7 protein-coding genes are annotated in these 12,556 nt (G+C 60.8%); 2 read left to right on the plus strand and 5 right to left on the minus strand.

All coding sequences use genetic code 11. The features are described 5' to 3' along the window. Positions 1–98 precede the first annotated feature (98 nt). From K369_RS03880 to K369_RS03890, 3 genes are all read right to left on the minus strand, one after another. On the minus strand, positions 99–761 hold the full coding sequence (locus tag K369_RS03880; RefSeq protein WP_036288034.1) for a hypothetical protein: 663 nt from the start codon (positions 759–761) through the stop codon (positions 99–101). 68 nt (positions 762–829) lie between these two features. Next, positions 830–2,557 carry a ShlB/FhaC/HecB family hemolysin secretion/activation protein gene (locus K369_RS03885; RefSeq protein WP_036288037.1) on the minus strand — a complete coding sequence of 576 codons (1,728 nt, stop codon included), beginning with the start codon at positions 2,555–2,557 and terminating at the stop codon, positions 830–832. A gap of 33 nt (positions 2,558–2,590) precedes the next feature. Then, positions 2,591–5,953 (minus strand): S-layer family protein, encoded by a 3,363-nt coding sequence (locus K369_RS03890; protein ID WP_051948971.1) that lies wholly within the window; start codon positions 5,951–5,953, stop codon positions 2,591–2,593. A 688-nt stretch (positions 5,954–6,641) separates the two neighbouring features. Between K369_RS03890 and K369_RS25200 the strand changes: the two genes are divergently transcribed. Further along, positions 6,642–7,466, plus strand: a complete 825-nt coding sequence (locus K369_RS25200; protein ID WP_198033014.1) for a substrate-binding domain-containing protein — start codon at positions 6,642–6,644, stop codon at positions 7,464–7,466. Positions 7,467–7,606: 140 nt separating this feature from the next. Beyond that, a complete protein-coding gene (locus K369_RS03900) occupies positions 7,607–9,859 on the plus strand; it encodes a glycosyltransferase family 41 protein (protein ID WP_084570459.1) in 2,253 nt (750 codons plus the stop codon). Between the two features lie 70 nt (positions 9,860–9,929). On the opposite strand, the gene K369_RS28135 is transcribed toward K369_RS03900, so the two are convergent. Together K369_RS28135 and gspD are read right to left on the minus strand one after the other, a co-directional pair. Continuing rightward, complete coding sequence (locus K369_RS28135) at positions 9,930–10,106, minus strand: integrase core domain-containing protein (RefSeq protein WP_371033287.1); 177 nt, start codon at positions 10,104–10,106, stop codon at positions 9,930–9,932. 26 nt (positions 10,107–10,132) lie between these two features. Next, entirely contained in the window at positions 10,133–12,418 is a 2,286-nt protein-coding gene (gene gspD / locus K369_RS03905) for a type II secretion system secretin GspD (RefSeq protein WP_245278085.1), read from the minus strand. Positions 12,419–12,556 lie beyond the last annotated feature (138 nt).

The following is a 12,556-nucleotide window of genomic DNA, read 5'->3' on the forward strand; positions in this document are numbered from 1 at the left end:
CGGCGCGAGGGTGAACCGCGCCGGATTCCCTGGAGCTCGCGGACGCAAGTCTCCGCGCTCGACGGCACTGGCTACCTCGACCCGGCGGCCCTCCGGAGTCACTCCTCCGCCGCGACCTGCCGGGCGTCGGAAAAAGCCTTGACGGCGAGGCCTGCGACTCCGATTGCGGCGAGGATCAGTATCGCGGCGTCCAGCCGGGCCGCGCCGCCTGGCGCCGTCGCATCGATTCCGCTGGCGTGAGCGATGAAAGGCCAGGCGGCCATGAGAATGCGGAACTCGGTCGGGCCGAGACCTATATAGGTCATCGGCCGCGCGTGAAGCGCGATCGTGCGCACGTAATTATAGGCCGAGAACAGCAGATAGCAGGCGAGAATGACCAAGGCCGACTGAAGCGATAGAAATGGCGACGCGCCGAACATCACGATCAGCAGGACTTGCGACATCATATCATTGGACTGGCCGATGACATCGAGCCGAGGATGCGTCAGCTTGCGGCGTCGGGAGAGCGGGCCGTCGAGCGCCATGCCGAGCCAATTGAGGAATATTCCGGCGACGAAGACCAGCAGCCACGCGGGCGACCAGCGGCAGCCGACCAGCGCCGCTGCGGCGATGACGGCGCCTATGACTCCGACCTTGGTCAGGCGCAGAGGCGTGACCGAGTCTGGCAGCGCCGCGAGGATCACGTCGGCGAGCTTTTGCTCGCTCGCGGCGAGAAAGCTCCGATCGACTCGTTCGCTATGCTGACCGAGGAGATACGCCACGCTTCACCCATTTCTCTTGTCGGGCGCCGATCTTCCCTTGTTCGTCTCGCGTCCGACGCGGCCGTCCTTCAGAAGGTGAATCCGACCTGCAGCAAGCCCTTCGTATGCCGGTCATAGGCGGTCGCGCCGCTGTTCGCGCCATAGGTATGCGCGGCTTGCGCCTTCAGCACCAGAAGGCTGCCGCCGCCTATGTCATAGGTCGCATAATAGCCGACGCCGAGATCGTTCACACCCGTATAGCTGCGCTGCGTCGTCGTATAGGAGCCGTTCTCCAGCCACACGGCGCCTATGTCGGTGAAGACGCCCAGCGCATGGCGGTAATTCTCGATCTGCGGCAGCGCATATTTCAATTCGGGCGTCACGATATAGCCACTGTCGCCCGCGAGGCCTTCGTCGAAGGAGCGCACCCCCCAGAAGCCGCCGAGGCTGAATTGTTCGCTGGTGTCGAGATTGCCGTTGAGCGACTTCTGCGCGCGAAGATAGGTCGACAGCGAGAATTTCTCGTCGAGCGCGATCGTCGCGTTCACCGAGAGGTTGATGCGGTAGAAATTGCCCACCGTATCGGCGCCGGCGCGGTTCTGAATCTTCTGTGTGAGGTCGAGATAATCGACATAGCCCGAGGTGAAGGAGAGTGTCGAGCTCGTCGCCAGCGGCAGGCCGAACAGATCCTGCGCCGTGTCGCGCGTCACGCCCAAAGTGCCGAGCGCGATGTTGCGATTGGCGGTCGACGTCCCCGCGATCTCGTCGTTCAGCCATTTGTGGGTGAAATTCGCCCAGAGCGAAACGCTTTCCTCGCGCTGGCGTATCAGCGCATAGCTCAGCGTTCCGGCGACCGCATAGGCGCTGCCGGTAGCGTCGAGGTCCTTATAGACGCCGCCGAGCGCATATGTCGTGCGATAGGCGCCGATCTCGGCGCGCAGCCCGTCATAACCGAGAGGGAACGAATAGGCGACGCGGCCATTGGCGAGCGCGGCGCGCTCCGAGACGATGGCGGAGCCCGTCAGGCGATCGCCGAAGCCGAGCGGCGAGTTGATGTTGAAGCCGCCGTTCAGGCGGTCGCGGCCGGTATAGGGCGAGCCGAAATTGTCGCCCAGCAGATAGCCCGCGACCAGCTTTCCCTCCGGCACGGCGAATTGGAAATCGGAGGTCTCCTGGCCTTTGCCGGGCGAGACGATGATGCGCGGCACGCCGGCGGCGGGCAGATCGGAGACGAGCAGCAAGGCGCGCTCGAGCGCGTCTTTGTGGATGAGCCCTTCGTCCTCGAGCGCAGTATCGACGACGCCTTGCAGGAAGGGCGTGTCGATAGCGGAAGAGCTTTTGACGAGCACGCTGCCATATTTGCCGACCACGAGCTCGATCTTCAAAGAGCCGTGGCGCGCGTCCTGCGCGGGCACATAGGCCTTGGCGACGAGATATCCCTTGGCGCGATAGAGCAGAGTGACCTTGTCGGCGGCGGCGTAAATGTCGCCGAGCGTGAGCTTGCGCCCTTCATAGGGCGCGAGAATCTCGCGCAGCTCCGTTTCGTCGACGAGGATCGGGCCTTCGACGATGAAATGCTTGACGAAGAGCGTCTCCTTGCTGGCGAGAGTGAAGTGCGCCTCGGCGAATTGCGGCAGCACGGGCGCCGCTCTCTCACGCGGCGGCGGCGCCTGGCGCGCGTCATCCGCCTCGCGGACGGCGGCGCCGACATTATAAGGCAGCACAGGGGTAGGCGCGCTCTGCGCGAAGGCCTGCGGCGCGGCGAGCAGGAGCGCGTGGGCGGCGGCGCAGGAGAGGAGCAGACGGCGGGAATTCATCTGAGGATCGACCTTTCTGGTCCGGGTGCGTCTTTATTGGGCCTTCGGGGAGGGCGCGGAGTTCTTGCCGTCTGTCCCCAGATCGAAATGTTGGCCGTCGACATCGATGCTGCGAATGCGGGCGCGGTAGTGGGCGCCGGGTGACGAGGCATGGACCTTATGCGTTCCGCCGCCGGCGGTCGTCGCGGATGCGTGAGGCACGCGGGCGCGGGCGGCCGGCAACGGCGTCTGCGAAGGTTGCTGGCCAGTCACATTATCCTCGACGTCTGTCGAGGAATTGGCTGCGGCGACCGCCGCTCTTCCGCCGGCTGTCGAGGCTGCCGCATTCGGAGGCTTCGCCGCGGAGACCTCCGCGGTGTTGGAGATCACATTGCCGGCCGAGAACGCCGCTTGGCGCGTCTGCGCGAGCTGCGCCGCGGCGCGCGCCTCCGCCTTCACATCGTGATAGCTGCTATTGGCGAGGGTCCCGGCGTTCAGTCCGACAAGGCCACCAGAGTTGTCGCCTGATCCCGAAACGGAACCGGTCGCGGAAGAGCCCGTCACCGAGCCGGCATTACAGCAATCGCTGGCCGCAGCGTTGTTTCCGACGAGTCCGCCGACGTTGCTGGAGCCGCTCACATCGCCGGACGCGGCGGAATTGGAGATCGCGCCGGCGCCGGACGCTCCTTGGCCGCCTTGATTGAACCCGACCAAGCCGCCGACATTGGTGGTTCCCGAGACATTGCCGCTGGCGCTCGAACTGTCGATGGTCCCGGCATTGCCGCCGGCGAAACCGCCGGTCCTATCTCCACCAAAGACAGCGCCGGTGGCGGAAGAGCTTGTAATTGTCCCTCCGTTGGAGCCGATAAATCCGCCAGTCCAGAAACGGCCGGTCACGTCTCCTGACGCGCGACTGTTGCTTATCGTGCCGCTGCTCGTTCCCACCAACCCACCGACGCCGTTGAAGCCAGTCACGTTCCCTGTGGTATAAGAACCACTTATCGCGCCGCCGATATTGGCCCCGACCAGCCCGCCGACATAGCTCACGTTAGGGGCGTTCACATTGCCGGTCGCATAGCTATTGCCGATAGTTCCACCGTGGTTTGTGAAGACCAGCACGCCATTCACTCTCGTCGACGTCGACATCGGTATATTGTATCCGACCAAACCGCCGACATATTGGAAGGTCGACGTCGTGGTGGCATAAGGATTGGAGACATTTCCGGTCGCGTAGGAGCCGTCGATATTGCCGCCATTGTTGTATCCGACGAGACCGCCGATGTAGGAGCCCGGCGCGGTCACATCTACTGCCGCGTGGGAGTTGAGAATCGTGCCGACAGTCGAGGAGTTCGGGTTGTAGACGTTTTCCCCGACCAATCCGCCGATATAGTTGCCGTCGCCCGAAGAGGTGTTGGGCGCTCCGAAATTCAGCGTTCCAGCGGCGTAGGAGTTCTGGATGAGGCCGCCATTGTTGATGCCTACTAGGCCGCCGAAAATGTTGCGGGTAACGGTGGACGGCGAGACAGGCTTCACGGTCCCCAAGGCATAGGAATTCGTGATGACGCCTTGGGCTCCGGGAGCGCCGCCGGAAGCGTTCATGGCGGAATTCGTGCCGACCAGTCCACCGACCGTGCTTATGCCGGCGACCGTCACATTGGTCCAGGAATTGGCGATCGTCCCACCGAAGTTGAACCCCGCCAGGCCGCCGACGCCGGAGGCGCCTGTCACGGTTCCCCCGGAGACATAGGCGTTGTTGATCGAGCCCCAGTTCAAATTGACGAGAGCGCCCATGGTGCCGACGCCTGTCAATGCGACATTGACCAGCCCGATATCGCGGACAGTGGCCGTTCGCGCCGTCGCGGAGCCGATCGTTCCGATGAGCGAGACCGCAGTGCTCTTTCCTCCCGAGCCCGTCAGATTGCTGATCGTGTGGCCGAGGCCCGCGAACGTGCCGGTGAGCGTGCCGATGACGGGTTTCGCATAGGTCGCGCCGCTGGCGTCGAGGTCTTGCCCTAGCGCGTAAAGTCCGGTCGCCGTCACGCTGGCGAACGCGTTCAGCGCGCTCATGCTCTGAAGCAGGGTGTAGCGGGCGCCATTGATCTCGAGGCTGGCGCTCGCGCCGCTCAGCGTGACCTCGGCGCCATTGGCGGTGCTGATGTTGTAATTCGTTCCGGACGTCGCGCCGCCCGTCGTCGCGAAGCCGCCATAGCTCATCACGAGGCCGGCGCTAGCGCCCGTCGCCGTGATCGGCGCGTTGATGTTGATGTTGCTTGTCGCATTCAACGTCAGAATCGTATTGGCAGACCAGCTCACCGCGCTGTCGACATCGATATTGCCATCCGACCCGCTGCCGCTCGTCGACGCCAAAGTGATATTGTTGTTCGCGAGCAGGCTGCCGAGAAGAGTTCCGGTGATGTCGCCATTCGGCCCGATGGTGAAGCCGTCTGGGTCGATGATCCATGTTCCCGTCTCGCCTGTCGAAGAAGCGGTCGTCACGACGGCGCTGTCGGCGATCGTCACCTTGTTTCCAGACGTCTCGATCGTTCCACCCTTGCCGCCATTGGGCGCCGAGGCGTCCAGCGCGCCGGCAACTTTCGTCGTGCCGCCCGAGGCCACCAGCTTGATCTTGCCGACCCGCACCGTTCCGCCGCTCGAAGAGGAGCCGCCGGTCAGATCGGCGAGCGTGCGAGCCTGGATGACGCCGCTATTGTTCACCTGCGCGGAAAGGACCGCATCGGCGGCCTTCGCCGTCATCACCACTTGGCCGCCGTCGGCCTTGATCAGCCCCTTATTCGCGACCAGCGCATTATAAGCGCCCTTGTCGATCGTCACGTCGAGCAGCGAGTCTCCGCCGAAATCGAGCGTGATCGCCTCGCCCGAAGCGAGGGCGATGGTCCCGAGCTTGGCGTCGATCGTCCCCTCATTCGAAACCGTCTTGCCGAGCAGAGCGACATAGCCGCCGTCGGCGGCGTCGATCGCGCCCTTATTGACGACTGCGGCGGCGGAGGAGCCGGAGAAAGTGTAATTCCCGGCCATGAAGTTGGAATTGGAGATATCCAGAGTCGAGGCGACGAGGCCGCCGACATTCACCTGCGCGTCCTTGGTGAAGAGGATGCCGTTGGAGTTGACGATGAAGACTTTGCCATTGGCGTTGAGCGCGCCGGCGATGACGCTCTGCTCATTGCCGACCACGCGGTTGAGCGTGACGGAAAGCGCCGAGGGCTGGTAGAAATTGACCGTCTGGCCGAGGCCGATGGAAAAGCTCTGCCAATTGATGATGGCGCGACTGGTCGACTGCGCGACATTGGTGACGCTGCCAGCGGCGGAGATCGTCGCGGCCCCGTCGACGACGACGCCTCCCGTCGGATTCGCGAGCGCGAAGCCGGGCAGGCCCAGCACTGCCGCGATCGCCGTCATCGCGGGAGCATTCCGCCTGCGGATTGCTTTATCGACAATCGAGAGGGTCTCGACTCTCTGCTTCTCGATCCTGGGGCCGCTCATATCCATAAACCTTTTGTCCAAATAGCGCCGAGATGAACCGCGAGGTCCACAAGCCGGCTGGCGACGGCGCTTTCCTCTCGGGCGTTCGCTCTGCGAGGCCCGAGCTATGTATCTTGTTTATATCGCAATTTACAAAAGAAGGTGCAAAAAAATGGTGCAAATGGGATAAATTTGCGGCATCGAGTAAAGATCATATAAAACCATCACAAATATCGACAGGGCTCTAAGTTAGACGGCCTCGACGGCGAGGTGAGCGCTCGACCCGAAATTCATCAGGGTTCGAGCGAGGCGCGCTGCAGCGGCGGCGCTTCCACGAGGGCCGCAACTATTTCCTGCCGATTCGACGCCTTTCTGACGTGATCTTGTCGCGTGACGCATATTCCCTCTGGCGAAGGCGCGCTATGCGCGACCCGATGCCTACGTCATATATTTTTTGTACATATTTGAGTCTTGACTCCTTTTCATGCCTGCTATTCTATGTATTCGAACCAGCCCGAGTGGTTCTGGTGGATCGCCATGCGATTTGCCGCTTTTTCGACGCACACCTCCGTAGCCTATATTGGGCTCTTTTTTAAAGCGAGGTACAGAAATGTCACATCACAGAATGAGCGTGCTCGCGGCCGGCGTGTCGGCAGCGGTGCTGGCGATGCATTCGCCAGCTCAGGCCACCACGACAATCACGGTCGGAGTTGCAGCGAACTTTTCCGGACCGCTCAGTTCCATCATTACGGCGTTCCACAACTACTACTATCCGTCATACGATTTTGCGGTCAATACGATATCAAAGTCGACTGGAGCGCTCGAGTCGGATATTATCAGCGGTGGCACGACCGGACCTTATGACTTGTTTCTCGCCGCGGACAAGTCGCATGTCGACGACCTGGTCACAACTCACTCGAGTCTCGTATATCCCTATACGACGTCTCCAAGCAGTCTTTACGAGTTCCACTATGCTTCTGGCGCCTTGGAGCTATACTCGGACAACACGAATGTGTCTTCGGGGCTCCCCAACCCGTTCAATACGGATTTCGTGATCGCCGACCCGACGAATGCGCCATATGGACATGCAGCGCAGCAATTGCTGGCGGGATCTCCTTGGTATTACACGTCAGCGATACCGGGCGGCTATGTCCATACCGCTTCGAATATCGACAACACATACGCTGCAATTCAAGCTCACACCTATGCGTACGGTTTCGTCGCGAAATCGCAGATCTGTAGCTTTGACGGAACAACGTACACCTTCACCGGCAATTCTCATCATTCGTATACGACCGGATATGATCCGATTTCGCAATATGGCGTCGAAATCGCCATCTCGTCGCGCACGCCGGATCAGCAAGATGAGCTCGACAAGCTCGTCGACTTTATTCTGAACAATTCGACAGCGCAGAGCATAATCCGCAGCTATTGCTACACTTATCCGTGACGCAACATGTCTGCGGCGAGGGCTTGTCTCTCGCCGCGGACATAGTGTGAGCACGCCCCGAAATCATCCGAGGCGCACGGGTTCGACAATAATGGTTCTTTCGCTCGCTCGCGTTTTTCTAGATAATCGGAATTGTCGAAATGGCCAGGAAAACCGGCTTGTCGCGGCCTCGGTCGATCTATCCGCAGATTTCCTATTCAAAGGAGGCCCGAAGCGGCCTGCCCGTATTCATAGGAACGGCGACTCCTGAAAATCTCCTGCGTCTCGGCCACAAACATCACTCTCGTGGTCTTCGACACGCGAAAGCGAACGAATGGGAGCTCGCCCTTCGTGAATTCGGCGAGGCGATCCGTTGCGCTCCGGATCAGCCAAATTTCAACTACGCCCTGGGCGGTGCGCTATCACAGCTCGGACGTCTTCCCGAGGCGATGGAGGCGTATAGGCGGGAACTCGCCATATTGCCCGGAGACGCGGCGTCGCTCGTGGACCTCGGCACATGCCTCGCCAGAATGGGACGCAGGAAGGACGGGATCCTCTGCTTCGAGACAGCGCTACGCTACAAGCCGAAAATACCTTTTGCTCAATATAATCTCGGCCTTGCTCTGCTCGGTGAAAAGCGCCGCATAGATGCGATCGAGGCCTTGTCGCGAGCGATCAGGATCAATCCCTCCTATGGAGATGCGTATATCCTGCGGAGTCTCGCTCATGCGATGGGTGGAGAAAACGAAAAGTCTATGATTGATCTGCGGGCGGCCGCGGCCGTGACAACCAAGAATCATGCGGCAATGCTCGATGTGGGACATTACTTCCACAAGAACGCTCGCGACTTGGAGGCCGGTCAAATTTTCGAAATGGCGGCTCGCATCGCTCCAGACGTGGCTTTGGCTCAATTCGTGTTCGGCCATTTTCTCATCGTTAATCGCCGTTATGAGGATGGGTTGACATTTGTAGAGCGCGCAATCGAGATCGACCCGAATTTTGCGGAAGCCTATGTCGCGCGCGGCCATGGCTATCTCAGCCAAGGGCGGACCGAGGAGGCGGTGGCCAATTTTCGGAGGGCTGGCGCGCTCAGTCCGGGCGACGCCTCTATAGCGAGCTCTCTGCTATTCGCCTTGCAGCACAAGCCGGGCGTCACCAAAGCCGAATTGCTTGCGGCACATCGGACGTGGGCGGCTCTCGATCGACCAAAGACGCCGAAGGAGCGTACGTCCTTTACAAATTCTCCAGCGGTCGATCGCAAGCTGCGAATAGGGCTCGTCTCGGCGGACATGAGAGGGCATGCCGTCACATTCTTGACGCTGCGCGCTTTCGAGGAGCTGGCGAAGCTCGGCTACGAGATTTTTTGCTACAAGACCGACCGCAAGTTCGCGGACGACAAATTCAGCGGCCGTTATAAAGCGATTGCACAATCGTGGAGAGATGTATCGGATCTCGACGACGAGGCGTTCGTCGCATTGATCGCGGAACACGAGATCGACATATTGTTCGATCTTTCGGGACACACGGCCGGCAACCGCCTTTCCATTTTCGCTAGGCGGGCGGCGCCGGTGCAGCTGAGCTGGGCAGGCTATGTCGGCACGATCGGCTTGGACGCCTTTGATGGAATCATCGCGGATCCGATCGAGGTTCCCTTGGCCCATGACGAATTTTACGCAGAGCCGGTCGTTAGGCTTCCCGACTGCTACGTCTGCTATCACCCGCCGGCTCGTGCGCCTGCGGCGGGTCCGCTCCCATATTTCGAGAAGGGGGCTTTCACCTTCGGCTGCTTCAATCGTCCTGCAAAGCTCAATGCGGCGGTAGGACGCGTATGGTCGAGGATTTTGGAGAGAGTTCCCGAGAGCCGCATCCTGATGGTCTATGGCGGATTGAACGAATCTGCGACGAGAGAGGCAGTTTATCGCACGCTTCAAAGCGGCGGCGTTTCGCGCGACCGCGTCGATCTCGTCGGGGAGACGGAACAGGCCAAGCTGCTCAAATACTATGCGCAGAACGTCGATTTTGCCCTCGATCCCTTTCCCTATTCCGGGGGTGTCACGACGCTCGAAGCAATGTGGATGGGGGTCCCCACCGTGACGCTGGTCGGCGAGACATTCGCCGGTCGGCATTCGGCAACTCATCTTGCGGCGGCGGGCCTTGCCGGCTTTTGCACGAGCTCGGAGGAAGAGTATGTGGACCTGGCCGTCAGTTGGACCCAACGGCCCCATGAGCTCGCCGCATTGCGAGCCGAACTGCGCGACAAAGTCGCCGCTTCGCCGTTGAACGATCCGGTGCGGTTCGCCCGCAATCTAGACAATGCCTTGTCGAGCCTCTGGAGACAGTGGTGCTCTTTGCGACAGTCCATGGATCGAAGCGCCAATGACTCCCCTCAGAACTTCCATCCGGCCGCGAGTTGAGCCCCAGCATTTGGTGCGCCCGACGCTTTTGGGGTGAACAACAGGCAATCGGTGGAGTTGGTCGCGGGAGCTAGAGAGCGATTCTCTCTCGTGGGGTCGAGCCGAAGATCAATGTGTCGTCGAGCCGCTCATCCCGCATGGCGCCGTCGAAGCTTCCACAGAAACGGTTCTGCATCGGCTTGCCCGGCATGATGAAGTGTCGTTCGAAACACCCGGCAGTCGCCGCGATCGAAGCGATGCCGCACAAGCGCCGAAGGGCGCGTCGGGCCGCCGTTACTTACGAACGCGTTTCGTATCGGCGCCCGTCACGACAATAGGCGCGCTCCGCATCATATCGAGGCGCGAACGAAACTCCTCTGCGGCTCCTTGCGCGTCTAGCGAATCGCGAATTATGCGCGGTTTGATAAAGATGATGATTTCCGAGCGATCCTTGTTGCGGGTCGTGCTGCCGAACAGATCGCCGAGATAAGTGAGATGCCGAAGGCCCGGAATTCCATCCTTGGTATTATTCTCCTGCTCGCTGATGAGACCGCCGAGCAGCACCGTCTGCCCGCTCGCCACCGAGACCGTCGAATGCACGCGCCGCTGCGAGATCGTCGGAGTGAGGCTCGAGTTCACCGGATTGGAAATCTCCTGTTCGACTTCGAGCTGCACGACGCCATTGGCGTGGACATGTGGCCAGACTTTCAGAATGACGCCGGTGTCCCGCATCTGAATCGTATTGACGACCGTGTTGGACGTGGACAGCACAGTCGCCGATCCGGTCGAGATCGGCACTTCTTGGCCGACCTGCAACAGCGCCGGCTGATTGTCTTCAACGACGAGTGACGGCGAGGACAGCACTTTGACGCTGGTCAGCGTCGCCAACGCGTTCAGCACGACATGAGGCTGCGCCTCCGGTCCCAGCAGCAAATTGAAGCCCGGCAGCACGCGCTGGAGGGCGAGATTCGAGATGACGTCCGTTGTGGAGGACGAATTAGACGACGAGGTCGTCGTCGCCGCGGCGGTCGTCGCATTGGTCAGCGATCCGTTGGCTCTCGAAGAGTTTCCGAGATAATATTGTACGCCATATTGCAAATCGTCGTTCAGCGTCACTTCCGCAACCGTCGCCTCGATCGACACCTGCATCTGCGGCTTGTCGAGCGCCCGCAAAGATCGTTCGATGACCAGATAGTCGTCCTGGCTGGAGTAGACGACTATGGAATTGTTGGCGCTGTCGGCCGTGATGCGCACATTTTGGAAAACGCCTTTTGGCAGCGATCCTGAGGAGCCGCCGCCATCGCGTTTCGCCTCGTTTTCGGCGTTCTTCTGCTCGGCGAAATTGCCGAACGCCGCCGCGATCTGGCTGCCGGCGCCCGCCGCGGCGGCGCTCTGCTGGCCATTCGCGCCATTTTGGGCGCCGCTCGCCGAAGCGCTTCCGTTTCCCGAGAAGCTGCTGCCGGTCGAGAGCTGATCGAGCTTGGATTGCGCGACGCTCGTTCCGGGCGCGAGCTGGCTCGCCGACGAATCCGTCGCCGATCCGGCGCCTTTGCCGACGAAAATCTCGTTTAAAATTTTCGCGATCCGCAACGCGTTGCCATTGACGAGCTGATAAACGCGCACCGTCGAGCCGCTCTGATTGGATTGATCGAGCCGACGTATCCATAGCGTCGCACGTTGGAGAAGATTCGAGCTACGGGTCACGATGAGCACCGCATTCATCCGCGCCATAGGCTGAAACGCGATCGTTCCAGCGCCTGAGCCGTTTTCGCCCAAATCGAATATACGGTCGAGCTCGCGAATAATGCTGTCGGGAGAGGCGGATTTCAGCGGATAGATGCCGACGGATCGATTGCGCAGCCACTCGACGTCGAAGCCGGAGATCATTTCGACAACGGCGCGGCGTTCACTCGAGGTGCCTTGGGCCAGAATTGAGTTGCGGGCGGCGTCCACGCGGATTGCGCCGGGGCGCACGAGGTAATTGTCGGCTATCTTGGCAAGCATCGCCGCAGAAGTGTAGCGGAGCGGAATAATGGTTACGCCATAACCCGCTTGAACGGAGCCGATCGTCGGCGCATTTGCGCCATTCGCCTCCGGCAGGGGAACGATCCGGACAAGTCGGCCTTCGTGAACGACGGCGGCATTCGACATGCGTATCAGGTTCTCGAAGGTGGGTAACACATCCTTACGCGGGATCGGGCCGGCGGAGACAACCGTGATCACGCCATGAACACGCGGATCGATCGTGAAATCCAGCCCGAGCGCCTCGCTGAGCAGAGCTTTGGCGACGACTTGAATGTCTGCCTGCTCGAAATTGATCTCGATGTCCCCGCCGCGCGATGTCACGCCGGGCGCGGCCGGCGCCTCGTCGCCGAGCGAGCGCTTCGGTGGACCATCCGGCGCGCCGGGAAAGAGAATGGGCTGCCCGGCTCGCTTGTCGAGGCTCGATCCGCCCGTGTTCGTCGTCGGAAAATAGGCCGAGAAATCTTTGCTTCGTGCAGCATCGACGCTGTCGCCGGGGCCGATCCCCAGCAATTGCGCGGATGACGAGCATCCCAGTAGCGCATTCGCGAACGCCACAAGGAGCGTCCATCTGATCGGCAGGCCCGCGGACCGCCGACACGTCGGATGCCAAAAATCACAAGCCACTCCACGCACTCCGATACTTCAATATATATAAACCATTTACATATTAGCGCGAAGCCATGCGGTTTGCGA

The sequence above is a fragment of the Methylosinus sp. PW1 genome (assembly GCF_000745215.1).
Classification (GTDB): domain Bacteria; phylum Pseudomonadota; class Alphaproteobacteria; order Rhizobiales; family Beijerinckiaceae; genus Methylosinus.